Below are 26975 nucleotides of genomic sequence, written 5' to 3'. Positions count from 1 at the left end.
CGCGTGGCACCAGGACCGACAAGCGCACTCGGCCCGCGCCCGGGCGCAATCCGGCGCAGCCGCGGCCTCGGTGCCGCGATCGCCGTGGCCTTTGCCGCCGCCGGCGCCGCGCGGTTGACGCTCGTCGCCCGTTCGCCGGAGGCACTGGACGACGTGGCGCGCAGGGCCCGTGCGCACGGGGCCGAGACCACCGTGCACGTCGCCGACGTCACGGATGCGGAGGCGCTCGACGCGGCGTTCGCAGCAGTCGGCGCGCTCGACGTGCTCGTGTGCGCCGCCGGGACGAACGTGCCGCAGGCGCTCGAGGAGGTCGATCTCGCGGTGGCCGATCGCCTTTGGGCACTCAACGTCCGCGCGACGCTGCACGCCGCGCGCGAGTCCGCCGCCCGGATGAAGCCTGGCGGCGTGCTCGTGTTCCTGTCGAGCCAGATGGGGCATGTCGGTGCGCCGGGACGCAGCGTGTACTGCGCGACCAAGCACGCGGTCGAAGGGCTTACGCGGGCGCTGGCGGTCGAGCTCGCGCCGCGCGGGTTGCGCGTGGTCGCGATCGCGCCGACGTTCGTGGAGACCGAGCTGACCGCGCCGTTCCTTGCGGCGCCCGGGTTCCGCGAGCAGGTGGTGGCGCAGATCCCGCTCGGGCGGCTCGCCACGGTCGAGGACGTCGCCGCGGCCGCGGTGTTCGCCGCCTCGCCCGCGGCCGCGTCGGTCACCGGCACGAGCCTGCGCGTCGACGGTGGGTGGACGGCCCGATGATCCCGTCACCGTCCAGACGCCGGCCGACCGTCCGGCTCACGACCGGGCAGGCGCTCGTGCGCTGGCTCTCGGTCCAGCACAGCGAGCGCGACGGCGTGCGTCGCCGCGCGGTGCCCGCCCTGTGGGGGATCTTCGGCCACGGGAACGTGCTCGGCCTCGGCCAGGCGATCGCCCAAGAGGGGGCGGATCTGCCGCTCTACCAACCGAAGCACGAGCAGTCGATGGTGCACTCCGCGCTCGGCTTCGCGAAGGCCGCGAGGCGGCTGCAGGCCCACGCGTGCACGGCGTCGATCGGCCCCGGCGCGACCAACCTGCTGACCGGCGCGGCGACCGCGACCGTCAACCGGCTCCCGGTGCTGCTGCTGCCCGCCGATACGTTCGCGACGCGACGTTCCGGAGTGGTCCTGCAGCAGCTCGAGGACCCCGTGTCCGGCGACCTCACGGTCAATGACGCGTTCCGCCCGCTCAGCCGCTTCTTCGACCGCGTCGTCCGGCCCGAGCACCTGCTCACCGCGCTCCCGGCCGCGCTGCGCGTGCTGCTCGATCCCGCCGAGACCGGCGCGGTGACGGTCGCGCTGCACCAGGACGTGCTCGCCGAGGCGTTCGACTGGCCCGCGGAGTTCTTCGCCGAGCGCACGTGGACCGTCGCCCGGCGCCCGCCCGCCGCGGAGGAGCTCGCGCTCGCCCGTGAGCTGCTGGTGCGCGCCGAGCGACCGCTGCTGATCGCGGGCGGCGGCGTGCGCTACTCCGGCGCGGAGGCCGCGCTGGCGGCGTTCGCGGCCGCGACCGGGATCCCCGTCGCCGAGACGTCGGCCGGCAAGGGCGTGATGGCGCCCGGTCCGCTGCACCTGGGCGGGCTCGGCGTGAACGGCACGGCCGCTGCGCGAGGGATCGCCGAGCAGGCGGATCTCGTGATCGCCGTCGGCACCCGCCTGACCGACTTCACGACCGGCTCACTGTCGCTGTTCCAGCACGAGGACGTCCGGTTTCTCGGCGTCAACGTCGCCGCCGCCGACGCGTACAAGCTCGGGGCGAAGCCGCTCGTGGCCGACGCGAAGCTCGCGCTCGAGGCGCTCCGCGACGCGGTCCCGCACGCGGACCGTCCCGACGTCGCCGCGGCGCAGGCCGCGTGGCACGCGGACGTCGAGACGTCGCGCGCGCCCGATCGCTTCGACCGTCGTGCGGTCTACGAGACCGTCAATGAAACTGCGCGCGAGGGCGACTGGGTCGTGGCCGCGGCGGGCTGGACGCCCGGCGACCTGCTCAAGCTCTGGCGCGTTCCACCGGGCGGCCATGCCCACCTCGAGTTCGGCTTCTCGTGCATGGGGCATGAGCTCCCTTCGGCGCTCGGCATCCGCCTGCACGAGGGGCCGGACCCGGAGGTGTTCGTGATCGTCGGCGACGGCAGCCTGCTGATGGCGCCGGCCGAGCTGCTGACCGCGATCCAGGCCGACCTGAAAGTCACGGTGGTCGTCATCGACAACGCCGGCTACGGGTCGATCGACGCGCTGGCACGCGACACCATCGGCGTGAGCGTCGGCAACCGCTTCGTCGACGCCGACGGCCACGAGCTCCTGGTCGACATCGCGCAGCTCGCCACCGCGCTCGGCTGCGAGGGGACCCGCGTCGACGACGCCTGGGGCCTGCGGCGCGCGCTCGAAGCCGCCCGCGCCGGCACGGGCACGACCGTCATCCACTGCCCGGTGGGCGACGCCGAGATCCCGCCCTCGGGCACGTTCTGGGACCTCGGCGTGCCGGAGACCGCCGCCGGCGACGACACGCGCCGGCACGTCGAAGTGGCCGAGGCGCGCCGACGCGCCGCCGGTCAACGCCCCTTCGTCTGAGGTTGCTCCCCGCGAACGGCCGGGATCGGGGTCAGCCGATCCCGGCCACCCGCGGCCACGGTGCGAGGCCGGGCCGCGGACGGGGGAGAGCGGGTAGCGACCCCAGCCCGCGGCCGAGCCTCGACGAAACGCGGCGCTCTAACCCGTTGAGTAGACGGGCCGCACTCGCCGCAGCGCGAAGCTATCGAGCCGCGCGCGCCCCGGACAGGCACAGATGCGTCCGTCGGCGACGCCGGTCGCGCGCCCGCCCACGGGGCTGCCGGGCCGCCGGGACGCCCGCGGAGCGCGGCGTCAGCCGATGCCTGCCGCGCGCAGGCGGCTGACGCTCTCGCGCAGGTCGGCGCCCGGATCGCCGGCGGCGCCGGGCACGCGATCCTGCTCGACCGTCGCGAAGCCGGAGTACCCGATCGTCGCGAGCGCCGCCCGCACCCGCGCGAGATCGAGGAGGCCGTCGCCGACCGGGCAGAAGACGCCGGCGGCGATCGCGTCCCAGAACCCGAGCTCGCGCGCCCTGACCTGCGCGTCGACGTCCTTCAGGTGCAGGTGCTCGACGCGGGCGCCGTGGCGCGTGAGCAGCTCGGCGGGATCGCTGCCGGCGTAGAGCGCGTGCCCGGTGTCCAGGCACAGCCCGGCCTCCGCGGCCGGCACCGCTTCGAGCAGCCGCTCGATCTCGTCCTCGAACTCGACGTAGCCACCGGCGTGCGGGTGCACGACCGCGCGCACCCCGGTCGCCGACGCGCGTTCGGCGGCGCGGCGCACGACGTCGATGAGCGCTTCCCAGGCGGCCGAGCCGAGCCGCGGCGCCGCGGCGGAACGGCCGGCGGTCGCCGCCCGCGCTTCGTCGGGCCGGTCGATCAGCACGAGCCGGGTGCCGCCCGTGGCGGTGATGGCGACGAGCGCGGCGTCCACCGCGGCCAACACGGTGTCGCGGGCCTCCGGGCGGTGCAGGTCGTCGAACACGAACGTCCCGACCGCACCGAGTCCGCGGGCGCGCAGGGCAGCGCGGGCCGCGCCGGGGTCACGCGGGAGGTAGCCGACGGGGCCGAGCTCCATCCAGCCCAGTCCGGCCGCGGCGATCCCGTCCAAGACGACGTCCGGGACGGGGTTGCCGGGCGTGTCCGCGAAGTCGACGCCCCACGAGACCGGGCCGCCGGCGAGGTGGATGGAGTGCATCAACTCATTCAATCACTTACTCAGTGGGTATGAACGCCCGATCACGTTCTCGCTGCAAATCGCGAACCTCCGCGGCGCGCCCACCGCTCCGCCGACCCACCCCATATACTTCCTCACCACACCAACAAAAGTGCCCCGGCGGCGCGGCAACGCCCCGGGGCCGGCACAGGAGCTCGTCATCTCCCATGCATCCAGACCGTACCGCCGATCCGGCTCACCTTGCGGGCACCGCCCGCGGTCTCGGCGTCTGCGACGTGCTTCGCGTCGAGCTGACGGCCCACCACCGTCCGGCGCTCGAACGCGCGCTCGCGGCCCGCACCGGCGTGCTCGAACACGCGATCCGGGCGCGCGCCACGCGCTCGAAGCCATCCGGCGAGGCGGCCGCTCCCACCGAGGACCCGGAGCTGCCGCGTCTGCGCGAGGAGCTGCGACTGCTCGCGCGGGTCGGCGCGACGCTCCCGGCGCCCGCGGCCGGCCCGTTCGTCCTGCTCGGCCCGGCGGGCCTCGTGCTCGAGCTCGTCGGTGAGGCGCTGCAGGCGACGGTTCGCGAGCTGGCCGCCGGCATGGGGTCCGCGTCCGGCACCGCCGGGCTGGAGGCCGCACGCGCGTGGATCACGACCGCCCTGGACTGCCGCGCGGTCGACGGCTTCGCGCTTGACGTGGGTGTCGATCCGCTTCACGCGTGGTAACGCGGACGTGTCTCGGATGCGTGACACCCGCGTTACCGGGCTGACGAATAGACCGCCGGGCAGGCGGCCACCGGATCGCGGCTGGGTAGCGGAGCGCACATGTTCCTGGCATCCGACGATGTGGCAACACGGCTCAGGCTGATCGAGCACCGGGTCGAAGGCGTCAGCGTGCTGGAGGTCAACGGCGAGCTCGACCTCTACACGGCGCCGCTGCTGTGCACGCAGATCGGGGCGAAGGTGGATGGCCCCAGCTCGCGCCTGCTGATCGATCTCTCGCACCTGCAGTTCTGCGACTCCACCGGCCTACGTGCGTTGGTGGGAGCGGTGCGCGAGGTGCGCGTCGCGGCGGGACGCGTGGCGATGGTGCGTCCGGCGCGCCCCGGCGCGGCCCGGGCGTTCGAGATCGCGGGCGCCGCCGAGTTCCTGCCGCTGGTCAAGGACGTGGACACCGGACTCAGCGCGCTCGCCGACCGGCGGGGTTGAGCGAGGTCGTCCCGAGCGCGACGGGCGAGAGCGACGACACCGTCCCGCGCACGAAGCCCCCGTCGAACGCGGACGGGACCGGCCGCCAGCCGCCGTCGAGGTACTGGAAGAGCTGCTGGGCACGAGCGGACGGCAGCGCGATCGTCACGTCGCCGCTGAAGTCCGCGGAGGTCGTGACGGCGTACGCGGAGCCCACCACGAAGCCACTCGACGGCGGAACGCTGCCGGGCAGGTCGGCCGCGGGCACGATCGCGGCTTCACCGGGCGTGCTGACCGAGGAGAACCGCAGTGCGCCGTGCGCGACCCGAACGTGCACGTCCGTGCCGGCGTCGACCGGCGCCGCGCTCGCGAAGACCGTGGCCATCGCCTCGCCGAGCGCCTGCTGGCCCGCGGGCATCGGATGGAACGGCGCCATCGTGTGCTTGTCCGAGCGCTTGATGGAGATCCCGTACACCCACGGGTCGGGCGAGCACCACAGGTGGTCGGCGAACAGCGGGTCGGTGTCGAGCACGAGGGCGCCGTGCTCGGCCGCGACGTCGATGATCGTCTGGTTCATCCGCACCTGCGCGCCGGCGAGGAAGCGGAGGTCCGCCGCGTTCAGATAGGCGAGCGGCCATTCCGGACGGTTGTCGACGCACTTCGTGTCTGACCCGAACGGGTCGTAGTAGGTCGTCTGGACCACGAGCGGCTTGCGTCCGTCGGCCGCCCCGCGCCGTTCGATCTCCTGCAGCGTGTGCGCGAGGTTGGCCTTCTGTCTCTGCAGAACCGCGTCGAGGCGGCTCGGGGCATGACTGCACCCGCCGTCGTACTTCTTGTAACAGCGGCCCACGAGCCCGGCGAAGTCCACGTCGTCCGCGCCGAGCGTGAGCGAGACGAGCGACGGCGGTGCCGGCGCGTCGTAGGCGAGGTTCGCCGGTGCGGCCCCGGCCAGCGGAGCGGCACCCGTCCACCCGAGCTGCGCGCCGTCCAGGTCACGGTCGGGCTGGACGCCGAGGATGCCGTCGATCCCGCTCGCGCCCGTGCAGGCGAAGTCCTTCAGGTCCGCGCCGAGCCGGGCCGCCACCACCCACGGATAGCCCTGCCGCGTCTGATGACAGGGGACCGGGCGGAACGTCGTGTCCCAGCGGCCCGGCGTGCTGCCGCCGACCCAGTGCTGCTTGCCGGCGTTCCACGTCCAGCCTTCACCGATGCCTTCGCCGGCCGCGACCGAGTCACCGAGGGCGACGTAGCGCGGGGCGGGTTGGACCGGTCCCGTCAGCGTCAGCGCGAGCGTGCCCGCGATCAAGAGTCCAGAGAAGCTCATGGTCGGAGCGTCCCGGTTCGCTCCGCCCGTGTCCTCAGTACGCCGCTACTGCAACGTGCGCCGCACTCCGCGGGGACCGAGTCACGAGGCTGACTGATACGACTGCCTTCACCAGCATGAATGCTTGAAACCGATCAGGGCCGTCGCTACACACCCTGTGCGCTCACCAGCGCGAAGTGACAGTTGAATAATGATGAGCGTCAGCACCGCGTCGCGTGACCGCGGGCTCGAGGTGACCGAGTACTACGAATCAGGCTCGTACAGAGTCACCCGATGTGATCCCGACGGCGACCTCGAGCGCAGCGTGACGGTCGCTCCGGTTCGTGGCCCGGAGGGCAAGGTCGAGATGCTGCCCATCAGCTGGTTCGACAGCCCTGAGCCCGGACGCGGCGGCGGCGGCGTGTCCGGAACCTTCGAAGATCCGAAGCTTGCGGGCGCCGCCGCGCGTTGGGCGAAGATGCGGGAGGAGTCCGCGGCCCGGTACCTGCCGCCGACCGAGCCACGTGCGGTGCAGTGGGAGGGCGTCGTGCCGGCCGCATCCTCCGCGCAGCGACAGCTCAAGCAGGCCGACACGGGCTGCAGCACCGGTGGCTACACGTGGGTGGGTCCGCGGCTCATGAACGGCTCGGGCGGAGGTGGCTACGAGTGGCGCAACCGTCAGGGCGGCTACATGCCTGCGACCTACCTCTACCAGATCGGCGCCGGGCTCCAGAACTGGGACACCACGTACAACAGCTGCGGGTGGGGGAACGTGACGGCGATCCAACACGTGTACGCCGGGACGACGACCGCGGTCCCGCAGATGACACCGGACGGCGTCAACGTGGTCGATTTCGGATCGATGAGCGCCGTGGGCTGCAGCAGCGGCTTCGCCGCCTGCACGATCTGGTACTCGTACGACGGCGTGTTCTTCCACAACGTGGATATGCGCTTCAACGACGCCTCCCCGTGGAGCCTCAACGGAGCCGGCGGCACGTTGGACGTGCAGAGCGTCGCGACGCACGAGGGTGGCCACAGCGTCGGGCTCGGCGAGGTGAACGCGTTCTACCTGACGATGCACCACACCGCGACGGCTGACATCTTCCGGCGCACGCTGGGCTATGGCGACGCCGTGGGCCTGCGCTGCCGGTACGGGGTGACCGCCGGGGGATGCTGATCCGGGACGCGTGCCGTAGGGGTGTGCTGGCAGCGCTGGTCGCGGTCGGGGTCAGCGGCTGGATCGCCGATGGGGCGTCAGGCCAGGTCCGGATCGAAGTCAGCGCCGATCGCTCAACGGTGCGCAGCGGCGCCGACGGGCAGCTGCTGACGTTCACCGTGCTCGTCACCGGCGGCGCGCAGGATGAGCGCGTCGCCCTGGGCGCTGAGCTGCCCCTGTTCGCATCGCGTCGAACGCAGCCGCGGGTACTCGAGGGAACGCCGCTGTTCGCGTCCGGCCCGCCGGCCGTGGTCGAGGGGCCGGCCGCGTTCACCGGAGGCGTCGGGGGCATGCGGGGGCGGCCTTCGTGTTCCCCGACCTGGCCCGGTGGCTTCCACGGGTGGGAGGTGGACAACCAGCAGCGCGACCTGCTGGTGCCGGCCGGGAGCACGTCACGGGTGCGGTACCTGTACTCGGTCACCGACCGGCCGCTCTGGGCGGGGATGGATCTCCGGGTGCGGTTCACGCTCAAGACGAGCTTGAGCCCGCTGCCGGGACAGCCCTCCATGTCGCCCCTGGAAGCGATGTCCGGGCCGATCAGGATCAGCGGGCGCCTCGGCGCCCAGCTGGGCATGCGCTTCGCCCCGCAACTCCGGAATCCCCGTGGTCTCCGGGTGGTCGAGGTCAAGCGCGGCCGCCGGCTGTCGGTCCTCGGGGCTATCGATCCGCCCGTGGCCGGTCGACCCGTGCGTCTGTATCGCGTGCCGCCGGCGCGGCCCGCCGCGAAGGTGTGGAAGACGGTGCGGACCGACCGCCATGGCCGATTCCGATTCAGCGTGAGCCGGTCGAAGCTCGGCTTCAGCGAGGTGTGGCCGGTCTACCGCAGTCGCGGGAACGAGTTGCGCGGGGACTATGGGTGCCCGCTGATGTTCCGCGTCGTCAAGTGACGCGGCGCGCATGTCACGTTTGAAGCGGTGCGGAGAAGTGGTCAGTAGTGGCGAACCTCGACCGACTCTCCGACGAAGAGCTGCTGCGCCGCACGCCACGGGAGCCGGCGGCGTTCGACCAGTTCTACCTGCGGCACGAGCGGCTCGTGCTCAGCTACCTGCGCAAGCGGACGGCGTCGTCGGACGTCGCGATCGATCTCGCGGCCGAGACGTTCGTCGCCGCGCTCGGCTCGGTCCGGCGCTACCGCGCGCAGGACGGCCCGGCGGTGGCGTGGCTGATCGGGATCGCGCGCCACAAGCTGTTGCGCTCGATCAAACGCGGCCAGGTCGAGGAACGGGCGCGGCGCAAGCTCGGCGCGGGGCGGCTCGAGTTGATCGACGAGCGGCTCGAGCGGGTGGACCGGCTCGGCAGCCGCTCGGTCGAAGAGCTGCTCGCCCATCTGCGCCCACGTGAGGCGGAGGCGATCCGTGCGCGCGTGATCGAGGAGCTGAGCTATCCCGAGCTCGCGGAGCGGATGCAGTGCTCGACGCTGGTCGCGCGCAAGCACGTGAGCCGCGGGCTGCTGACCCTGCGAACGATCGTGGAGCACGACGATGTCTGAAGTCCCGGAGCTGCGCTTGCTCGTCCGCGACGTCGCCGAGCGGCGTTCTCACCGGCGACGCCGTCGCGTGCTGCTGCGGATCACAGCGCCCGCGGCCGCGCTCGCCGCGGCGGCGCTCCTGATCGCCGGCCGACCGGAAGGCCGCGACGAGCGGCCGGCCGTCACCACGCCGGTCCCGACCGCGACCGCGGAGCCGAACCCGTTCAGCCCGGTGATGCGCGATCCGAACACACCCCCGGCATCGATGGCCGAAGCGCGTGCGCTGGCCGAGGCCAAGCTCGGCGCGCTGCGGCGGCCCGCGCGACCGTCCGACCGGTTCGAGCAAGACGCGCCACGGTCACCGGGGTCGAAGATCGTCCTTGTCGAACCGGACTGGTCACGAGCCCGGCGTGTCGCCCGCCTCGGTGCGCTCGAGCACTTCGTGATGCCTGCGCTGTGGGACGGTAAAACCGGGTTCTGCGACGCCATCAAGAGCCCGCGGGGTTCGGGCACGTCGAGCTGCACCGCGGGCCTGCCGACGTATGCGTGGCCGTTCTGGAGCCGGACCACCGAACGCGACGGGCCGATCTACTTCGTGCTGTTCCCCGACGGCATCGACCGCGTGACGCTCGTCCTCAAGACCGGGAAGACGAGCGAGCTGCGCGTGGTCGACAACGCGGTGCTGTTCCAGCAGCGTGGGCTTCAGGAGATCGTCTGGCGCGACCCGACGGGCCGCGAGCACCGCAAGCGGCTGGTGGTCTAACGCTTGCGCGTGCGGGGCGCGCGGTCGCGCCACAGGCTCTCGGTCCAGCGCTCGCCGTCCCAGTAGCGCCGTGCGCCGGTGTGGTCCGGGTACCAGCCCGGCTCCTCGTTCTCCGGGGGCGGAGGGGGTTCCGGCGCCGGCGGCGGGGCGGCCGGGGCGGCCGGAGCGGCGACGACCGGTTCGGGCGTCGCTTCCGGAGCAGGCCGGGGTGGGGCGGCGGGCGGCGCCGGCGGGCTCGCCTTGGCCGGCTTGGGCGGCGGCCGCCACCAACCGCTCACGAGCACGCCGAGCAGGCCGCCGAGCGCGAACCCGGCAGCCGCGAGGCAGGCGATCACGCCGGTCACGTCGGGGGCGGCCTCGTTGCCGAGGTACGCGCCGCCGGCCGCGCCCGCCAGCGCGACCACCACGATCACCAGCCACTTGCCCTTCGCTCCCCGCACCCCACTCCCTCACCGCTCGCTGAGGCGAGTATGCCGGGCGGAGCGGACCTCTGGACCTAACTCGAGGGCGGGCTGTCCCGCAGCGCGCGGATGCCGGCGTCGACGAACAGCAGCGCGCGGTCCAGCAGGCCGAGCGCAGCGGTGTGATCGGTCGGCGCGCAGTCGTCCTGCTTGTCCTTAAGGGAATCGAGGACGCCGAAGATCGCCAGCGTCGCGGCGGAGGCCAAGCGGGGCTCGAGCTCGCCGGGGTCGGCGGACAGGTCCTCGGCGATCGAGCGGGCGATGATCTCCTCGCCGCGCGCGCGGAAGCGGCCGGAATAGCCGATCAGGTGCTCGCTGGACTGGATCACGCGGCGCGCGACGACGAAGTGCTCGGACTCCAGGCGCGGGACCTCTTCGGCGAACCAGGTGCGGAGCGTGTCCGCGGTCGTCTTGTCCGGCCCGCGCGCGCTGAGCAGGGCCTCGAGGCGCTCGAACATCTCCGTGGTGCCGGGGAAGACGAGGTCCTCCTTGGCCTGGAAGTAGGTCGACACCGTGCGCGGGGAGACGTTCGCCGCCTCGGCGATCTCCGGGATGGTGGTGGCGGCGAAGCCCTGGCGATCGAAGAGCTCGAGCGCGGTGCGCACGATCGTGTCGCGCGTCTGGCGCTTCTTGCGCTCGCGCAGTCCCTCTCGTTCTGACTCGGTGTCCACGGCCACACGTCAAGCGTAGACGCCCGGATGGCAGATACGCAAGAGGCGCATTTCTGCATCTATTGCAAAAAAACGTGACAGGCGAACTTGCAAGCACTACATTCATGCAAGTCTTGCGTCGTCCACGGACGGCGATTCCCCCTTGTACAGGAGTCATTCCGATGTCCGATGCCCTCGCGCGGCTGGCGCGCACGCTCACCCACCGATGGCGGCGAAGCCTCGTCGTGGCTCTCGCCGCCCTCGTCGTGCTGGGCGGGTTCGCGGCCAACGGCGAGCCCGCGACGGACGATTTCAAGGTTCCGGGCAGCGAGTCCCAGACGGCCGTGGATCTGCTCAAGGCCCACACGCCGGCGCTCGCGGGCGTGGATTCCCAGGTCGTGTTCACGGCCACCGGCGGGAAGGTCTCCGACCCCGAGAACCGCGCCGCGATCGACACCGCGCTGCAGAAGATCTCCAAGCTGGAGGGTGTCAGCGGCGTCGTCAGCCCGTTCGACGCCGAAGGGCTGATCTCGCGCGACGGCACGATCGCGCAGACCACGGTCCAGTACGACCTGCCGCCGATGGACGCCGAGAAGGCCGACGGGGAGCGCCTGCTCGACGCCGTCGAGTCGGCGGAGCGGCCGGGCCTGGACGTGTCGGCGCGCGGGATGATCGTCGACCTCGCCTCCGAGCAGGAGGCGCCGGTCGGCGAGCTCGTCGGCATCGGGATCGCGATCATCCTGCTCACGCTGCTGTTCCGCTCGATGGCGGCGATGGCCGCGACGCTGTTCGGCGCGCTGCTCGGCGTGATCCTCGGCCAGCTGCTGCTGACCGCCGTGTCGGGCCCGCTGGGCCTGCCGGCGTTCGCCGCGACGATCGCGATCATGCTCGGCCTCGGCGCGGGCATCGACTACGCGCTGCTGATCATCGGCCGCTTCCGGGAGCAGGTCGCGGCGGGGGACAGCGTGCGCGACGCGTCGGCCAAGGCGCTCGCGACCTCCGGCTCGGCCGTCGTCACGGCCGGGCTGATCGTGATGGTGGCGATCGCCGGCCTGCTCGTGATCGGCATCCCGCTGATCGGGAAGATGGGCATCGGCGCGGCGATCGGCATCGCCGCCGTCGTGCTGTCGGCGATCACGCTGCTGCCGATCCTGATCGGCGCGTTCTCCAAGCGCCTGAAGCCCAAGCGTTACGCGCACGTCGCCCCGTCGCAGCGGTTCGCCCGCTGGGGCGAGATCATCACCGCGCGCCCGTGGCTGTCGGTCGGCGCCGGCGTGCTCGTCCTGCTCGTGCTCGCGTTCCCGGTCACGCAGCTGCGGCTCGGCCAGCCCGACGACGGCAACAAGCCGGCGGACACGACCCAGCGCGTCGCCTACGACCAGGTCAGCAAGGGCTTCGGCCCGGGCACCAACGGCCCGCTGCTGATCACCGTGGACACGCCGAAGGGCGACGCCGCGACGGCAGAGCAGCTCGAACGGCTCCGCACGGCGATCGCCGGCACCGACGGCGTCGTCGCCGCCACGCCCGCCACGCCGAGCCAGGACGGCGAGATCGCGACGCTCACGGCGATCCCGTCCACCGCGCCACAGGACGAGAAGACGAGCGACCTCGTCAACACGCTGCGCGACCGCGTGATCCCCGGCGCGCTCGAGGGCACGCCGCTGAAGGCCTACGTCGGCGGCAACACCGCCGGCTTCCAGGACTTCTCCGACAAGACCGCGGCCGGCCTGCCGATCTTCATCGCCGTCGTGATCGGGCTCTCGGTGCTGCTGCTGACGGCGGCGTTCCGCTCGCTCTGGATCCCGCTCGTCTCGGCCGTCTTCAACCTGCTCTCGATCGCCGCGTCCTACGGCATCGTCGTCGCGGTCTTCCAGCTGGGTGTCGGCGCCGACCTGCTGGGCGTGGGCAGCGACGTCCCGATCATCTCGTTCGTCCCGGTGATGATGTTCGCGATCCTGTTCGGGCTGAGCATGGATTACAACGTCTTCCTGCTCTCGCGCATCCACGAGGCGCACAACGAGGGCGACTCGTCCCGCGCCAGCGTCATCCACGGCGTCTCGCGGATCGGCAAGGTGATCCTCTACGCGGGGCTGATCATGGGCTCGGTCTTCCTGGCCTTCGTGACCCAGCCCGACGTCACCGCGAAGATGTTCGGCCTCGGGCTCGGGCTCGGCGTGCTCGTCGACGTGCTGATCGTCCGGCTCGTGATCGCCCCGGCGGTCGTGCAGCTGCTCGGCGACCGCGCGTGGACGCTGCCGCGCTGGCTGGACCGGGTGCTGCCGAACGTCTCGCTCGAAGGGCATCTCGTCGCCAACCGCGACCCGAAGGACCCGCCGATGGACGGGCACCCGGACGCGCTGCGCGAGCCCCACGAGACCCGCGTCCCCGCCGTCGTGTGATGCAGCTGCTGCGCCGCCCAGGACTCCGTGAGCTCGCGCTCTTCGCGTTCGCCTACCTGCTCTACAACGCGGGCCGGTGGGCGACGAACGGCGACGTCGACCTGGCGCTCTCCAACGCGCGCTGGCTCGTCGAGTTCCAGGGCGGCATCGGCGTCGAGCGCGCGGTCCAGCACGCGCTCGACACCCCGGTGGTGGAGTGGCTGCTGAGCCACGTGTACCTCGCCGCGCAGATCGTCGTGCTGCCGGCGGCGCTGCTGGCCTTCTACCGCTGGCGGCCCGCGGTCTACCGGCCGCTGCGCAACACCGTGATCGTCACCTGGATGCTCGCGCTCGTGGTCTACGCGCTGTTCCCGGTCGCGCCGCCGCGCCTCGCCGGCGTGGGGCTCACCGACTGGGTCTCCGAGCAGTCCGCGGTCGCGCTCGCCGGGCACTCGACGATGTTCTACAACCCGATCGCGGCCGTGCCGAGCCTGCACTGCGGGTTCGCGTTCGCGCTCAGCGTCGCGGGCGCCGCGGCCACCACGCGCCCCTGGCTGCGCGCGCTCGCGCTGCTGTGGGGGCCGCTCGTCGCGCTCTCGACCGTCGCGACCGGCAACCACTTCGTGTTCGACGTCGTCGCCGGGCTCGCCGTGACGCTGCTGGGCGCCGTGATCGCGTGGACCGCCCAGCACCCGCCGCGCCTGCATCGCCACGGATTCCGGGAGGCCACGACAGTAGGATCGTGAAGCAGTGGGGAAGACGACGCGGGACATCGCGCGCACCGCGGTCCGCGCCCAGCTGGCTCCGATCGCCGTCGAGCTGTTCCTGCGCGAGGGCTTCGACAACGTCACCGTCACCGAGCTCGCCGAGGCGACGGGCGTCTCGCGCAGCACCTTCCTGCGCTACTTCGGCAACAAGGAAGAGGCGGTCCTGACCCTCCTGGACAACCAGGGGGAGCAGGTCGCCCAGGCGCTCCGGAGCCGCCCGGCCGACGAGTCGGACTGGGCCGCGCTCCGGCGCGCGGTGGACGTGCTGTTCGAGCCCTACCACGACGATCCGGTCGAGGCCCTGGCGCTCACCCGGCTCGTGATGGACACGCCGGCGCTCCGCTCGAAGCGGAGCGAGCGCTTCCACGGCTGGCGGCCGCTGCTGGCCGAGGCGATGGCCACGCGCACGGGCGCCGGCCCTGACGTGCCGATGGGCTTGTCGGTCAAGGCCGCCGCCGCGCTGGACTGCATGGAGATCGCGATCGAGCGCTGGACGGCGTCGGACGGCGAGCTGGACCTCGTCGCCCTGCTCGACGAGGCCTTCGCCGCCCTCGACCCGCGATAGCTACGCGGCGATCTGGAACCGGCCGACGAGCCGGTTGAGCTCCTCGGCGGTGCCGGCCAGCGACTGGGCCGAGGCCGCGATCTCCTGGGTCGAGGCGCTGGTCTCCTGCGTGGAGGCCGACACCTGCTCGGAGGACGCCGAGGACTCCTCGGCGACGGACGCGACGTCGACGATGTCCTGCTCGGCGCGGCTGGCCTCGGCGCCGATCTGCTCGACGGCGGCGGCGATCGCGGTCACGCGCCCGTTCATGTCCTCGACGGCGACGCCGATCTGCTCGAACGCGAGCCGGGTCTCCTCGACGGTCGCGACGCCCTCTTCGGTGCGGCGCGCGCCGTCGGAGACGACGTCGACGACGCGGTGCGTCTCGTGCTGCATCTCGGTGATCAGGCCCGAGATCTGCGCCGCGGCGGACTGGGACTCCTCGGCGAGCTTGCGCACTTCCTCGGCGACGACGGCGAAGCCGCGGCCCTGCTCGCCGGCGCGGGCGGCCTCGATGGCCGCGTTGAGCGCCAGCAGGTTGGTCTGCTCGGAGATCGCGGTGATCGTGTCGACGATCCCGCCGATGCGTTCGGACTTGGTGGACAGCTCGCCGATCGCGTCCCCGATCTCGGTGGACGAGGTGGCGACCTGGCGGATGGCCTCGGTGGCGCGCTGGGCGGCGGCGACGCCGTCGCGGGCGACGCCCCGGGCCTCGTCGGCCGCCGCGGCGGTGTCGGCCGCGGTCTGGGCGCTGGAGACGGCGGCGCGCGCGGCTTCCTGCACGGCGGTGCGCGTGGACTCGACCATCCGCACCTGGCGCTCGGCGCCCTGGGCGACGTCGGAGATGGCGGCGGCGATCTCGCCGACCGCGCGGCCGGTCTCCTCGGAGGTGGAGGCCATCTGGGTCGAGGCGCTGGAGACGCTCTCGGCCTGCTTGGTGATCTCGCCCACGACGTGCCCGAGGTCGGTCACGAGCGTGTTGAGCGCGGTGCCGAGCAGGTCGCGCTCCGAGCGCGGCTGGACCGCGACGGTGAGGTCGCCGGCGGCGACGCGCTCGGTGGCGGTCGCCATCTCCTTCAGGTAGTCGACCATGCGCGCGAAGGCCGCGCCCGTGTCGCCCAGCTCGTCACGGCTGGTGATGCGCACGTCCTGCTCCACGTCGCCCTCGGCGATCCCTTCCGCGGCGCGCAGCATCTGCGTCACGCCGCCGACGAGCTTGCGCGCGATCACGAACGCCAGCGCGGCGGCGATCAGCGCGGCGATCACCATCAGCACGACCACGAGGGTGCGCGCGGACGCGTACGTGTTGGCCGCGTCGGTCTTGGCCTGCTGCGCGAGCTCGCGGTTGTACCCGGACCATTCCAGCAACGCCGAGTTGAGCTGGTTGAACTGCGCGTCGGAGGCCGTCAGGAGCGGAATCGCGGCGCGCGGATCACGCGCGATCGTCGGCAGGATGTCCTTCGTGGCGGCCACGTACGCGTTCCAGGCGGTCTTGGCCTTCTCCCACGCGGCACGGTCCTTGGCGTCCGACACGGTCGCCTCGTAGCCATCGAGGATCTGCTGACCCTCGGTCTTGATCGTCTCGACCTCCTTGGTGTAGTCCGCGAGCTTGTCCCCGGTGAAGATGGCGGCGGACTCGATGCGGGCCATGTTGGCCGCACGAGCCCGGAGGCTGCCGATCATCTCCGAGCTCGGCAGGGTGTCCGACGCGAGCGTGGTGGCGCGGTCGTTGAGGCTGCCGAGCTGACCGAGCGAGCTCACGCCGAGGACGATCATCAAGGCCACGACGACGCCGAAGGCGCCGAAGAGCTTCGTACGGACGGATAGGCGCATTGCGGCGGGAACTCCTGGGGCTCGGGTGGACGCCGGGGCGGCGTCGGGGTCGCCACCGGTCATCGGCTCCGAGGCGCGGAAGTGAAACCGAGTGTCAGGTGGGTCCCCCAAACGGGGGACCCGCCTGCCGTAGCCGCGGCCGGGCCTGCAGTAGCCGGCTACTGCGGACGGAGGGCGAGCCCGCGCCGATGCTGCGTGCCACGTTCCCGCTCGCGAAAGGCGCCGCAATGACCAGACCCGTGCCCCGTACCCGGCGGAAGTTGGGCATCACCGAAGCGAACCGGAGGTGGTGGGTGCTCGCCACGATGGCGGGCTCGCTGTCGATGATCATGATCGACCAGACCGTGGTCAGCGTCGCCCTGCCGTCGATGCGGCGTGACCTCGACCTCAGCCCGGTCGGCGCGCAGTGGGTGGTGAACGTCTATCTGCTCGTGCTGGCGATGCTCGTCGTGATCGGTGGCCGGCTCGGCGACCTGGTCGGGCCGGCCCGCACGTTCCGCCTCGGCGTGGCGCTGTTCGTCGGCGCCTCGGCGTTCTGCGCGCTGGCCGTGGGCGGCGCGAGCCTCGTGCTCGCGCGCGGCCTGCAGGCCGCCGGGGCGGCGCTGATGGTCCCGGCGACCGGGGCGATCCTCACCAACACCTTCGCGCCGTCCGAGCGCGGGCGGGCGATGGGCATCTACTCCGGCTCGACGATGGTGTTCCTCGCGCTCGGGCCGCTGGTAGGCGGGCTGCTGACCGAGCTCTTCTCCTGGCGCGCGGTGTTCTTCGTGAACCTCCCGGTCGGCGCGCTCACGCTGGCGTTCGCGCACGTGGCCCTCGCCGGCGGCGCGGGGGAGACCCGCTCGGGCGGCCGCTTCGACTGGCCCGGTGCCGCTTCGCTGGTCGCGGCGATCGGCGCGCTCGTGCTCGCGCTGATGCAGGCGCAGGTGTGGGGGTGGGGCAGCGTCGTGACGCTCGGCGCCATCGTCGTGGCGGTGGCCGCAACGCTGGCGTTCGTGCTGGTCGAGCGCCGGGTGCCGGAGCCGCTCGTGTCGCCGGCCCTGTGGCGCAAGGGCAACACCGCGGTCGACAACGTGGTGCTCGCGGCGCTCCAGTTCGCCCTCGTCGGGCTGACGGTGTTCGGCGCGATCTGGGTGCAGAGCGTGCTCGGGTACGGCGCGATCGCCGCGGGCCTGTCGCTGCTGCCGCTCACCGTCCCGCTGCTGATCGTGGCACCGCTCGCCGGCCGGCTCTATGACCGTCACGGTCCGCGACTCCTGCTCGCGGGAGGGACCGCGCTGATGGGGCTGTCGCTGCTGTGGCTCGCGGTCATGCTCCACACGCACAGCTTCGGGTGGATCGCGCCGGGCTACGTGGGCGTGGGCGTCGCCCTCGGCCTGGCGATCTCGCCGGCGGCCACGGACGCGCTGGCGGCGGCGGGACGCGAGGAGCGCGGGGAGGCGTCGGGCGTGAGCCAGATGAGCCGCCAGCTCGGCGGTGCGGTCGGCATGGCGGTGCTCGGGGCGATCGTGGGCGCCCGGTCGTCGCCGGCGGCCGTGACCACCGCAACCGCCGACGCCTATCTCGTCGCCGCCGTCGTGCTGTTCGCCGCGACCGGCGCGGCCTGGACGTTGCTGCGGCGGCAACTGGCGTCGGACGCGTCCGCGCCACTGCCCACCGCTGCGGTCGTGTAGCCCGACGCGCGTCTGCAAGCATGGCGCGCATGCGCGCCAACTTGCGCCCCGGGTGGCCGATCGTCGGCCGCGATCGAGAGCTGACGCTGATCAGCGACGCTCGCGCGCGGGGTGAAGTCGGCGTGGTCGTGGCCGGGCCGCCCGGCGTCGGCAAGTCGCGGGTCGCGCGGGAGGCCGTCGCCGCGGCGGAGGCGGCGGGCGCGGCGACGGTCTGGGTCCAGGCCACGCGCAGCGCCGCGGCGCTTCCCTTGGGCGCGTTCGCCGGTGCGATCCCGGGCGAGGTGCGCTCGGACGACCTGCTCGAGCTGCTCCGCCAGAGCGTCGACGCGCTCGTGGCGTGGGCTGGGCGGCGACCGCTCGTGCTCGGCGTCGACGACGCGCAGCTGCTCGACCCGGTCTCCGCCGCGCTCGTGCTGCGGCTGGCGACCTCCGCGGCGACGTTCGTGGTCGTCACCGTTCGCACGGGCGAGCCGGCGCCGGACGCGATCGTCTCGCTCTGGAAGGACGCCGGGGCGCCGCGGGTGGAGGTGGCCGAGCTGTCGCGGTCGGCGACGGACGAGCTGGTCGAGGCGATCGCCGGCGGACCGGTCGAGCGCGGGGCGCTCGAGTGGTTCCACGCGACGAGCCGTGGCAACGCGATGTACGTGCGCGAGCTCGTGGTGGGCGCGACGACCGGCGGCGCGCTGGCGGACGTGAACGGGCTCTGGCGACTCGCGGAGCGCCCGCCGATCAGCGGCTCGCTGGCCGAGCTCGTGCGCGAGCGGCTCGCGGACCTGGACGGCGGGCAGCAGCGCGTGCTCGAGCTGCTCGCCCTCGGCGAGCCGCTGCGGCTGCGGGAGCTGCTCGGCCTCGCCGGCCCCGACCCGCTCAGCACCGCCGAGACGCGTGGGTTGATCGCCACGGACGGCCCGCTCGACGGCGACGTGCGCCTCGCCCATCCGCTGTACGGCGAAGCCATCCGCGCGCAGCTGCCGGCCGTGCAGGCCCATGCGGTACGGCTGCAGCTCGCGGAGATCGTCGGCGCGCGGACGCGGCGCACGCCGGCCGACACGTTGCGGCTCGCGCGCTGGCTGCTGGACGCGGGCGAGCCGATGGACGCGGAGCTGCTGCTGTCGGCGTCGAGCATCGCGAGCACCTCGGGCGCCCCCGGGCTGGGCGCGACGCTCGCGGCTCAGGCCCTTGAACGCGACAGCGGCGTCGACGCGCGGTTGCTGCTCGCGCGTGCCCACCTCAACGCGCACGACCTCGATGCCGCGCGCGCCGCGCTCGCGGAGGCGGAGCCGGCGATCACGACGCCGGCGCAGGCGCTCACCTACCTCGAGCAGCAGAGCGAGGTGCTGCACTGGGGGCTCAACCGGCTCGACGAGCTGCGTGCGCTGCTGGACCGCGCGACTGGGTGGTTCGCGGCCAACCCCGAGTGGACCCGGAGCGTCCAGGCGCTGCGGCTGCGCGTCGCGTCCTTCGAGCGGCTCGGCGGCGTTCGCGACGCCGAGCAGCACGCCGGCGCCGACCGTCCCTCGCAGATCGCGAACCTGTTCTACGCGGGCCGGACGCAGCTCGCGCTCCAGCTGGCGGAGCAGCATCGGCCGGAGCCGCCGGTGAACGAGCTCAGCGACGCGATTGCGCTGTCGTTGTGGTCGCGCATCCTCGTCGAGACCGGTGAGAGTTGGGCGCCGCTCGCCGCGTGGATGGCGCGTGCGCTCGAGGTGGGTGTGCGCGAGGGCAGCGCCGCGACCGCGGGCCAGGCGGCGTACACGCTCGGCATCCTGCACCATCTCGGCGGGCGCTACCGGTCCGCGCGGACGCTGCTCGCGGAGGCCGAGCTGCAGCTGGAGCGGCACGACCCCGTCGGGTTGCTCGTGCCCGTGAACGCGCTGCAGACCTCTGTGGCGGCGCTGGTCGAAGGCGAAGCGGCCGCGCTCGCCGCGCTGGCGCGGATGCGGGCGAACCTCGGCGGTGGCGAGCCGCTCGGGCACCAGCGACCGTACGTCGTGCGGGCCGAGGCGTGGGCGGCGTACGCCGAAGGCGACGTGCGGCGGGCGCGGGCCACGCTGCTCGAGCTGGCCGACGAGCTCGCCCCGAGCCCCGTGCACGCGGCGCGCGTCCTCTACGAGGCGATGCGGCTCGGCGTCCCGGCGCGGGACGTGACCGGCGCGCTGGGGGAGCTGCGTGAGCGGTGCGACGCGCGGCTCGTCGGCGTCTACGCCGACCATGCCGCCGCGCGCGCGGGGGACGCCGCGGACGCGCTGCTCGCCGTCGCCGACGCGTTCGAGACGACTGGCGCGCTGCGGTTCGCGAGCGAGGCGGCGGCCAACGCGGCCGAGGCGTTCGCCCGGGCCGGACGCCAGGACTCGGCGCGCCGCGCGGCGGCGCGCTGCCGCGGACTCCACGGCCAGGGCGAGGACGGTCCGCTGCCGTCGATGCCCGCGCTGGGCGGTGCGACCGCCGAGCTGACCGAGCGCGAGCGCGAGTACGTGACGCTCGCCGCCCGCGGGCTCAGCAACGCGGAGATCGCGGAGCGCCTCGTCGTCTCGGTCCGCACGGTGGAGTCGCACCTGTACCGCGCGTCGCAGAAGCTCGGCGTGAGCGGTCGCCGGGATCTGCGCAACGTGCAGCTGTAAGCCGACCGCACGGCTGCCGTAGTCGCCGGCGCAGCTGCAGTAGTCCGTCACTGCTGAGACGGCCCCGAGCCGGACGTACCGTCGCGGCAACTTCCAACCCCTCAGGAGTTGACCGCGTTGCTTGGACTGAACCCCACATCCCTGACCCTCGCCGTGCTCGGCGGCGTGCTGCTGACGCCGACCGCCGCGGATGCCGCCGTCGACGTCGTCGCCCCGAAGTGGCGCGCGCAGCCCGCCGGGCCGCTGCAGATCTCGCTGCGCGAGTCCGGCACCGTGAGCGAGCTCCGGGCCACGCTCGACGGCAAGGCCGTGCGCGCCCGCCGCACCAAGGCCGGCGCGGTGGTGATCGACGTGCCGGCCGCCCGCTTCCGCCCGGGCAAGCACTACGTCGCGCTGCGCTGGCGTGACGCGAAGGGCCGCACGCAGACGCGCACCGACCGCTTCACCTCGCTCGCGCGCGACCCGGGCCTGGTCCGCGTGCGCGCGCCCCGAACCGCGCGCGGGGTGCTCGAGCTCGGTCTGACCGCCGCGGGCGGCGTGCACCAGGTGCGCGTGACCGTCAACGGCAGGCAGACCGTCGTCTCCCCGCGCAAGCGCCGGACCTTCAGCGTCGCGCTCGGCGCCGACGATGGCGTCCGCCTCGGCCGCAACCGCATCCGCGTGGTCGCCACGCGGCCGTCGAAGGGCACCGCCGAGACCGTGACCACCGTCGCCACGGTCGACCCGTCGGCGCCGCTGCTGCGGCGTGCGAAGGCCTACCAGGCCGTCAAGGGCGCGGCGACGCGCCTCGACGGACGCGTGGTCACGCGCTCCCGGCCCGTCGACTATCGGTGGACGATCGTCCGCGGGCCGAAGGGCGCCAAGCCCGTGCTGCGCGGCGCGAACACCGCGCGCCCGACGCTCGCCGCCGACGTGCCCGGGCGATACCGGCTGCGGCTCACGTTCTCCACGCGTGGGAAGGCGAGCGCGAGTGCGGCCTCGGGGTACGACACCAGCGTCGACGTCGGCCCGGCCGTCCCGGTGACCGGCCTGTGGCTGCGGACCGACCCGACCAACGCGTCGAGCGCGATCCAGCTCGGCGACCAGACCTACCACCTCGGCAGTGGGTCGTGCCCGGCGCTGCTGCTGCTCGACGCCGACACGCTCGCGCCGATCAACACCTCCTGGCAGGACCCGCTGTGGGTCGGCCGCATGGACAAGGGCTGCGCGAACGGCGACGACGCGGTCGACTTCATCAAGACGCAGGTCGGCTACTGGCAGAGCGTGGTCAGCGACCCGATGCTCGCCCTCTTCGTCTCGCCGGGCAACGTCCCCGGCTCGACGATGAACTACGTCGACAACGCCAACCCGGGGACGTACCTGTTCACGCCGGACCTCAGCGCGGCCGACGCCGGGCTGAGCGCCGCCGTGTCCCACACCGGGCGCAGCGCGGGCAACGGTGACGCGCTGGCGGGCGCCCCGGGCGGGCTCGGGGGCTGGCTCCAGCGTGAGGGTGTCGACGGCCCGTACACCTACGTGCCGGGCGTGCAGCTGGCGTACCAGACCTACGGCCCCGGCGCCGCGGGCGCGAACACGATGACGCTGCGCTCGGTGACCGGCGACGGCGCGTCGACGACCTCGACGCCGATCACGGCGACGATCCCGGGCGGCGCGACCAGCGGCTTCCAGCTCGTCGTGCTCGACGACCTCGGGCGCGTCCAGGTCAACCAGGCGTACGCGGCGACGGACGCCGACGGCCTGGCCACGCAGATCAACGTGCTGATCGACGCGAAGACGAGCTCGACGCTGCTGCTGCAGAGCATCGGGCACCCGCAGCGCAGCGGGTCGAGCTGGGACCGGCTGGCCGCCGCCGTCGCCCGCTTGAACAGCGGCAACGGCCACGGCGGTTCGGACGCGCTCATGCGCAGCAGCGGCGGCGCCTACGCCCTGGTGGCGAGCATCGCGCCGACGATGCAACCCGACCCGCTCGGCGACGCGCCCACCACGGCCGAGGCCGGCTCGGTCGACGGCGGCGCCGGCCAGTTGAGCGGCCTGCTGCAGCCGCGGGTGAACGGTGGCGCGCTCGCGCCGGTGCTCAGCCGTCCCGGCGCCGGCGGCGCGATGGCCGCGCTCAAGGGCCTGACGCAATCGCCGCCGACCGTGCGCAAGGACGATCCCGCCGAGGACGCCGTGCTCGCCTACCTCGTCACCGACTCCACGTTCGCCGCCACGGCGAGCAACACGTGCTACCCCGACGTGACCGCGCTGCCGGCGAACCTGCTCGTACGCTCCAGCTACTGCGGGATCGGCATCGACGGCGGTGAGTGGTCACGGATGGCGGGGGTGCTCGACGACTACGCCAGCGGCGCCCGGGCAGTACCCGACACGTACCTGAAGGCCAACTCTGCAGACGCGGACGGTGCCGTGTTCAAGCGCGTCAGCGGCCAGCTCGGCGCCGAGTTCTCCGCCGTCGCCAACGTTCGTCACGCGTTCGAAGTCGACGGCACGTTGAGCGCCACGCTCACCAGCGTGATCAACAAGGTCCAGGCCAAGTCGATCCAAGATCTGCTCCCGTACACCCCCTCCGTCACGCCTTCGCAGCCGACGGCGACCTTCAACGCCTGGCGGCTGCTGCTGCCCGCGCTGACCCTGGCCTCCAACCTTCCGGGCGCCGAGCCGCTGGAACCGATCGTCGACCTGATGGAGCTCGGCAACGTGTTCCTGGAGAAGGGCGACGCCAAGGAGCCCGAGCCGGCCGGCGCGAACGAGCGGGTGCCGGCCTCGGACCTGCAGTCGGAGGCGATCACGCAGCTCAACGACGCCAAGTCCTCGCTCGCCGTGGTGCTCGACCGGATCCTCACCGACCCGGCGAAGCTGCTGCGGGCCAACGACAACCTCATCGGCCTCAAGACCCCGCGGAACACCGGCGCCGACCTGTTCGCCGCCAACTGGAACCAGAGCGACCTCTCCCTGGCGGCCGCGACCGACAAGATGGCCCAGGGCGTGCGCCAGGATCTGGCGAAGAGCTGGATGAGCGCGTACTACGACGTCTGGCGGGCGCCCACGGCCAATCGCCACGGCGGAGGCTCCGCCACGACGCCGCAGCCCCGCGACGTCAGCAACCTGTGGAGCATCAACTGCTGGACGCTGCCCACCCGGTATTCGTCGACCAACACGTCCTGGCACGTGTTCGCGATCAACCCCATGTCGCCGAGCTACGCCGGTCAGTGGCCGGAGACCGCGAACTACCTGCCGCTCGACGCCGACGTCCCGTCCGCGTTCTACACGCTCATCCAGAAGCAGGACGGTGACAATCCGTGGACCGTGGGCATCGACACCGGCACCGGCAAGTTCCCGACCAGCCGGCACGTGACACCGCCGAACGCCGATCTGCTGGCGTTGCTGAGCCGGTCGATCGAGAGCGGGGGCTATGGCCTCTCCCAGTCGGCGCTGTTCACGCGCGGCATCCAGGACGGCCACGGGCTCCCGTCGATGGCCAAGGGCGACTTCTACGTGACCTACGACTGCGGCTACTGACCATGATCGAACTCCGCACCCCACGCCTGACGCTCCGCCCCTGGATCGACGAGGACGAGCCGGCGATGGCCGCCATCAACCGTGACCCAGAGGTCGGCCGCTTCCTCAACCGCCCGGTGGAGGAAGCCGTCGTCGAGGGCTTCTTCGCGATGATCGCCGACCACTGGGCGACCCACGGCTTCGGGCCGTGGGCGGTCGAGTACGAGGGCCGGTTCGTCGGCTTCGCGGGGCTGGCCCATCTGCCGCCGTTCCTCGCGGACGCCGGCCCCGGCCCCGAGCTCGGGTGGCGGCTCGATCCCGCCGTCTGGGGCCGTGGGCTGGCTACGGAGGCCGCCGTCGCCGCCCGCGACGACGCGTTCGGCCGGCTCGCGCTCGGGGAGCTGATCTCGATCATCCATCCCGAGAACGCCCGCTCACAACGGGTCGCGACGAAGCTCGGCATGCGGCTGTGCCGACAGATCCACAACCCCGTGCTCGATCGCGACGTCGAGGTCTGGCACGCGCACCCGCTCAGATAGCGCGGATCACGCCACCGTCCACGCGGATGTTCTGGCCCGTGATGTACGAGGACTCCGATGACGCCAGGAACGCGATCGCGGCGGCGACCTCCTCGCTCGTGCCGTAGCGCCGCATCGGCACGTTCGCCGCGCGCTCCTCGGTCGCGGGCAGGCTGTCGATCCAGCCCGGCAGCACGTTGTTGATGCGCACGTTGTCGGCCGCGTAGGTGGTGGCGAAGATCTTCGTGTAGGCGGCCAGGCCGGCGCGGAACACGGCCGAGGTGGGGAAGAGGTCACTCGGCTCGGCGACCCAGGCCGTGGAGATGTTCACGATCGCGCCGCCGCCCTGGCGCTGCATGACGGGAGCGACGAGGCGCACGGGCCGGGCGACGTTGAGGAAGTAGGTCTCCATCCCGGCCTGCCACTGCTCGTCGGTGAGCTCCAGGATCGGTGCGCGTGGGCCGTGGCCGGCGCTGTTGACCAGCACGTCGATCCGGCCCCAGCGCTCCAGGGTGCCGTCGACCAGGCGCTGGAGGTCGTCCGTGGACTGGTTGGAGCCGGTCACCCCGAACCCGCCGAGCTCCTCGGCCAGCGCCTCGCCCTTGCCGGAGGAGGACAGGATCGCCACCCGGAACCCGTCGGCGGCCAGGCGCCGCGCAGCCGCCGCGCCCATGCCGCTGCCGCCCGCCGTCACGATCGCTACTTTTCTTGCCGTCATGTGGCAAAGGTATGGCGCTAGCGCATGAGTTTCGAGTCATATCCTCGGCGAGTTGCCAGTAGTAAAACTCCTGGATGAGAACGAGCGAGCTTCCCTCCCTCAATGCGATCCGCGCGTTCGAAGCGGCGTCGCGGCACCTCAACTTCCGGCTCGCCGCCGAGGAGCTGGGCGTCAGCCAGGGGGCCGTCGCGCAACACGTGCGCGGCCTCGAGGACCGGCTCGGCGTCAAGCTCTTCGACCGGCTCCCGCGGACGCTCGCCCTGACCGACCCGGGGCGGCGGTACGCGAGCACGATCCGGCGCGCGTTCGAGCTGATCGTCGAGGGCACGGCGAACGTGCGGCCCGCGCCGCTGCGGCTGCAGATCAGCGTGACGCCGACGTTCGCGGCGAAGTGGCTGCTGCCGCGCCTGCCCGACTTCACGGCCGCGCATCCCGACCTTGACCTGGGCATCATCGCCAGCGAGCGCCGCACGACCTTCCACAGCGACGACGTGGACCTCGCCGTGCGCTTCGGCAGCGCCCCGAGCGGGCCCAACATGACGGTCGACCTGCTCTTCAAGGAGGAGCTGATCGCCGTCTGCAGCCCGGGCCTGGTCGCGGACGCGCAGCTGCCGCTGGCCGCGGAGGCCCTGAGCGGCTACACGCTGCTGCAGGACTCCCACGGCCAGTGGCCCCAGTTCATCGAGACCGTGCTCGAGCACTCCGCGGCCGGTGCGTCCACCGGCGTGCGCTTCAACCAGACCTCCCTGGCCATCGACGCGGCGCTCGGCGGCCAGGGCATCGCGCTCGCCAGCCGCCACTTCGTCGAGCGCGACCTCGCGGCCGGCCGCCTCGTGAACCCGTTCGGGGCGGCGCTCGACCGCGACGCCGGCTTCTACGTCGTCACCCCGCGCCGCCCGCGGCACCCGGGCCCGACCGCCGCCGTCAAGGCCTGGCTGCTCTCACACGCGCGGGCCTGACCTCAGCGCGCCCCGGACTTCGACCGCGGCCGGGCTCAGGTGCGGGCCGGCCGTCTGAAGTAGGCGGGCAGTGGGTGCGCCGCGCTCCACGCGCTCCGCAGCATGTCCTCGTCGGCCAGGCTGAGCACGCGGCGCTCGCGGATGTCGCCGAGCAGCCGGCACAGGACCTCTCCGGCCACGGCCGTCGCGACCACCGGCGTGAGTCCGGGCTCGCGGGCGGTGACGAGCGCGACCACCTGGTTGCTGCCCGCCCACGCCTGGCCGAGCGCGACCAGGCGGCCGTGCAGGCGAGCCTCCTCGCGTGCGCACCCGAGCGCGGCGCGCAGCTCACCGCTGAACGCGACCCCGTTCGGCGCCGTGGGTCGCAGGCGCGTGGATTGCGCCCGAGCCATCGTCCGCAGCTGCGGGGACGTCAGTCGCGTCGTCGCCTCCAGGGTGGACAGCACCGCGGCGCGTCGGGGTGCGAACCAGTCCGGGTGATCGAACCCCAGGCGGGCGCAGACCCGCGCGAAACGCTCGTCGGGAGCGGGCGGGTCGGTGCCGACGCGTGTGGTGCGGGAGGTTGCGGACACATGGTCTCCGAGTCGTGGATCAACTCGGAAGTCAGGCGCCGTTGCCCTCCCGCGAGCGGGACGGACCTCGGTGCGAATGCCCTCCGTCCAAGCAACCTACCCCGACTCGAGGCAG

At 72.9% G+C, this 26975-nt stretch carries 23 protein-coding genes; 16 read left to right on the top strand and 7 right to left on the bottom strand.

Annotated features, from left to right (window positions below):
* Both OJ997_RS27260 and OJ997_RS27255 read left to right on the top strand, forming a co-directional pair.
* The coding region (locus tag OJ997_RS27260; protein WP_270028464.1) for an SDR family NAD(P)-dependent oxidoreductase at window positions 1-753 on the top strand (753 nt) is incomplete at its 5' end.
* Entirely contained in the window at window positions 750-2597 is a 1848-nt protein-coding gene (locus OJ997_RS27255) for a thiamine pyrophosphate-dependent enzyme (RefSeq protein WP_270028463.1), read from the top strand. The genes OJ997_RS27260 and OJ997_RS27255, both read left to right, overlap by 4 nt.
* Window positions 2598-2888: 291 nt before the next feature.
* On the opposite strand, the gene OJ997_RS27250 is transcribed toward OJ997_RS27255, so the two are convergent.
* On the bottom strand, window positions 2889-3770 hold the full coding sequence (locus OJ997_RS27250; protein ID WP_270028462.1) for a sugar phosphate isomerase/epimerase family protein: 882 nt from the start codon (window positions 3768-3770) through the stop codon (window positions 2889-2891).
* Window positions 3771-3955: 185 nt separating this feature from the next.
* Here OJ997_RS27250 and OJ997_RS27245 point away from each other — a divergent pair, with 185 nt between their 5' ends.
* Entirely contained in the window at window positions 3956-4459 is a 504-nt protein-coding gene (locus tag OJ997_RS27245; protein WP_270028461.1) for a hypothetical protein, read from the top strand.
* A gap of 99 nt (window positions 4460-4558) precedes the next feature.
* On the top strand, window positions 4559-4942 hold the full coding sequence (locus tag OJ997_RS27240; RefSeq protein WP_270028460.1) for an STAS domain-containing protein: 384 nt from the start codon (window positions 4559-4561) through the stop codon (window positions 4940-4942).
* Here the strand turns inward: OJ997_RS27240 and OJ997_RS27235 are convergent.
* Window positions 4914-6245: an SGNH/GDSL hydrolase family protein gene (locus OJ997_RS27235; protein ID WP_270028459.1), complete on the bottom strand. Its 1332-nt coding sequence runs from the start codon at window positions 6243-6245 to the stop codon at window positions 4914-4916. The genes OJ997_RS27240 and OJ997_RS27235 overlap by 29 nt on opposite strands.
* Window positions 6246-6438: 193 nt before the next feature.
* Here OJ997_RS27235 and OJ997_RS27230 point away from each other — a divergent pair, with 193 nt between their 5' ends.
* From OJ997_RS27230 to OJ997_RS27215, 4 genes are read left to right on the top strand one after another with little or no spacing between them, the layout of a single operon-like run.
* Window positions 6439-7401, top strand: a complete 963-nt coding sequence (locus OJ997_RS27230) for a zinc metalloprotease (protein WP_270028458.1) — start codon at window positions 6439-6441, stop codon at window positions 7399-7401.
* A 23-nt stretch (window positions 7402-7424) separates the two neighbouring features.
* On the top strand, window positions 7425-8327 hold the full coding sequence (locus tag OJ997_RS27225) for a hypothetical protein (RefSeq protein WP_270028457.1): 903 nt from the start codon (window positions 7425-7427) through the stop codon (window positions 8325-8327).
* 47 nt (window positions 8328-8374) lie between these two features.
* A complete protein-coding gene (locus OJ997_RS27220) occupies window positions 8375-8929 on the top strand; it encodes an RNA polymerase sigma factor (protein ID WP_270028456.1) in 555 nt (184 codons plus the stop codon).
* The gene (locus OJ997_RS27215) at window positions 8922-9671 is read left to right on the top strand and encodes a hypothetical protein (protein ID WP_270028455.1); all 750 of its coding nucleotides are present in this window, start codon (window positions 8922-8924) and stop codon (window positions 9669-9671) included. Before OJ997_RS27220 ends, OJ997_RS27215 begins: the two co-directional genes overlap by 8 nt.
* Here OJ997_RS27215 and OJ997_RS27210 read toward each other — a convergent pair.
* Window positions 9668-10111: a DUF2510 domain-containing protein gene (locus OJ997_RS27210; RefSeq protein ID WP_270028454.1), complete on the bottom strand. Its 444-nt coding sequence runs from the start codon at window positions 10109-10111 to the stop codon at window positions 9668-9670. The two genes, OJ997_RS27215 and OJ997_RS27210, sit on opposite strands and share 4 nt — an antisense overlap.
* 56 nt (window positions 10112-10167) lie before the next feature.
* Entirely contained in the window at window positions 10168-10809 is a 642-nt protein-coding gene (locus tag OJ997_RS27205; protein WP_270028453.1) for a TetR/AcrR family transcriptional regulator, read from the bottom strand.
* Between the two features lie 155 nt (window positions 10810-10964).
* Here OJ997_RS27205 and OJ997_RS27200 point away from each other — a divergent pair, with 155 nt between their 5' ends.
* From OJ997_RS27200 to OJ997_RS27190, 3 genes are read left to right on the top strand one after another with little or no spacing between them, the layout of a single operon-like run.
* The gene (locus tag OJ997_RS27200) at window positions 10965-13181 is read left to right on the top strand and encodes an MMPL family transporter (protein WP_270028452.1); all 2217 of its coding nucleotides are present in this window, start codon (window positions 10965-10967) and stop codon (window positions 13179-13181) included.
* Window positions 13181-13906 carry a phosphatase PAP2 family protein gene (locus OJ997_RS27195; RefSeq protein ID WP_270028451.1) on the top strand — a complete coding sequence of 242 codons (726 nt, stop codon included), beginning with the start codon at window positions 13181-13183 and terminating at the stop codon, window positions 13904-13906. The genes OJ997_RS27200 and OJ997_RS27195 overlap by 1 nt, the downstream gene beginning before the upstream one ends.
* A gap of 4 nt (window positions 13907-13910) precedes the next feature.
* Window positions 13911-14492, top strand: a complete 582-nt coding sequence (locus tag OJ997_RS27190) for an acyl-CoA-like ligand-binding transcription factor (protein WP_270028450.1) — start codon at window positions 13911-13913, stop codon at window positions 14490-14492.
* On the opposite strand, the gene OJ997_RS27185 is transcribed toward OJ997_RS27190, so the two are convergent.
* Entirely contained in the window at window positions 14493-16304 is a 1812-nt protein-coding gene (locus OJ997_RS27185) for a methyl-accepting chemotaxis protein (protein ID WP_270028449.1), read from the bottom strand.
* Between the two features lie 260 nt (window positions 16305-16564).
* Here OJ997_RS27185 and OJ997_RS27180 point away from each other — a divergent pair, with 260 nt between their 5' ends.
* The 4 genes from OJ997_RS27180 (at window position 16565) to OJ997_RS27165 (ending at window position 24632) form a co-directional block, all read left to right on the top strand.
* The gene (locus tag OJ997_RS27180; RefSeq protein WP_270028448.1) at window positions 16565-17977 is read left to right on the top strand and encodes an MFS transporter; all 1413 of its coding nucleotides are present in this window, start codon (window positions 16565-16567) and stop codon (window positions 17975-17977) included.
* Window positions 17978-18006: 29 nt separating this feature from the next.
* Window positions 18007-20598, top strand: coding sequence for a LuxR C-terminal-related transcriptional regulator (locus OJ997_RS27175; protein ID WP_270028447.1), 2592 nt, complete (start codon window positions 18007-18009; stop codon window positions 20596-20598).
* Window positions 20599-20715: 117 nt separating this feature from the next.
* Window positions 20716-24114 carry a hypothetical protein gene (locus OJ997_RS27170; protein ID WP_270028446.1) on the top strand — a complete coding sequence of 1133 codons (3399 nt, stop codon included), beginning with the start codon at window positions 20716-20718 and terminating at the stop codon, window positions 24112-24114.
* 2 nt (window positions 24115-24116) lie between these two features.
* On the top strand, window positions 24117-24632 hold the full coding sequence (locus OJ997_RS27165) for a GNAT family N-acetyltransferase (RefSeq protein ID WP_270028445.1): 516 nt from the start codon (window positions 24117-24119) through the stop codon (window positions 24630-24632).
* Here OJ997_RS27165 and OJ997_RS27160 read toward each other — a convergent pair.
* A complete protein-coding gene (locus OJ997_RS27160; protein WP_270028444.1) occupies window positions 24625-25329 on the bottom strand; it encodes an SDR family oxidoreductase in 705 nt (234 codons plus the stop codon). The two genes, OJ997_RS27165 and OJ997_RS27160, sit on opposite strands and share 8 nt — an antisense overlap.
* 74 nt (window positions 25330-25403) lie before the next feature.
* Between OJ997_RS27160 and OJ997_RS27155 the strand changes: the two genes are divergently transcribed.
* Window positions 25404-26288, top strand: a complete 885-nt coding sequence (locus OJ997_RS27155; RefSeq protein WP_270028443.1) for a LysR substrate-binding domain-containing protein — start codon at window positions 25404-25406, stop codon at window positions 26286-26288.
* Window positions 26289-26323: 35 nt separating this feature from the next.
* On the opposite strand, the gene OJ997_RS27150 is transcribed toward OJ997_RS27155, so the two are convergent.
* On the bottom strand, window positions 26324-26860 hold the full coding sequence (locus OJ997_RS27150; protein ID WP_270028442.1) for a hypothetical protein: 537 nt from the start codon (window positions 26858-26860) through the stop codon (window positions 26324-26326).
* Between the last annotated feature and the right edge of the window lie 115 nt (window positions 26861-26975).

It is taken from the genome of Solirubrobacter phytolaccae (assembly GCF_027587195.1).
Lineage (GTDB): Bacteria > Actinomycetota > Thermoleophilia > Solirubrobacterales > Solirubrobacteraceae > Solirubrobacter > Solirubrobacter phytolaccae.
The sequence above is the reverse complement of the archived record's forward strand: the minus strand, read 5'-3'. Positions and strand labels throughout refer to the sequence as shown.

Bases quoted from the DNA above. Each gene is read 5' to 3' on its own strand.
- OJ997_RS27255 (WP_270028463.1), top strand. From the start codon at position 750: ATGATCCCGTCACCGTCCAGACGCCGGCCGACCGTCCGGCTCACGACC.
- OJ997_RS27250 (WP_270028462.1), bottom strand. From the start codon at position 3,770: ATGCACTCCATCCACCTCGCCGGCGGCCCGGTCTCGTGGGGCGTCGAC.
- OJ997_RS27245 (WP_270028461.1), top strand. From the start codon at position 3,956: ATGCATCCAGACCGTACCGCCGATCCGGCTCACCTTGCGGGCACCGCC.
- OJ997_RS27240 (WP_270028460.1), top strand. From the start codon at position 4,559: ATGTTCCTGGCATCCGACGATGTGGCAACACGGCTCAGGCTGATCGAG.
- OJ997_RS27235 (WP_270028459.1), bottom strand. From the start codon at position 6,245: ATGAGCTTCTCTGGACTCTTGATCGCGGGCACGCTCGCGCTGACGCTG.
- OJ997_RS27230 (WP_270028458.1), top strand. From the start codon at position 6,439: ATGAGCGTCAGCACCGCGTCGCGTGACCGCGGGCTCGAGGTGACCGAG.
- OJ997_RS27215 (WP_270028455.1), top strand. From the start codon at position 8,922: ATGTCTGAAGTCCCGGAGCTGCGCTTGCTCGTCCGCGACGTCGCCGAG.
- OJ997_RS27200 (WP_270028452.1), top strand. From the start codon at position 10,965: ATGTCCGATGCCCTCGCGCGGCTGGCGCGCACGCTCACCCACCGATGG.
- OJ997_RS27195 (WP_270028451.1), top strand. From the start codon at position 13,181: ATGCAGCTGCTGCGCCGCCCAGGACTCCGTGAGCTCGCGCTCTTCGCG.
- OJ997_RS27185 (WP_270028449.1), bottom strand. From the start codon at position 16,304: ATGCGCCTATCCGTCCGTACGAAGCTCTTCGGCGCCTTCGGCGTCGTC.
- OJ997_RS27175 (WP_270028447.1), top strand. From the start codon at position 18,007: ATGCGCGCCAACTTGCGCCCCGGGTGGCCGATCGTCGGCCGCGATCGA.
- OJ997_RS27165 (WP_270028445.1), top strand. From the start codon at position 24,117: ATGATCGAACTCCGCACCCCACGCCTGACGCTCCGCCCCTGGATCGAC.
- OJ997_RS27160 (WP_270028444.1), bottom strand. From the start codon at position 25,329: ATGACGGCAAGAAAAGTAGCGATCGTGACGGCGGGCGGCAGCGGCATG.
- OJ997_RS27155 (WP_270028443.1), top strand. From the start codon at position 25,404: ATGAGAACGAGCGAGCTTCCCTCCCTCAATGCGATCCGCGCGTTCGAA.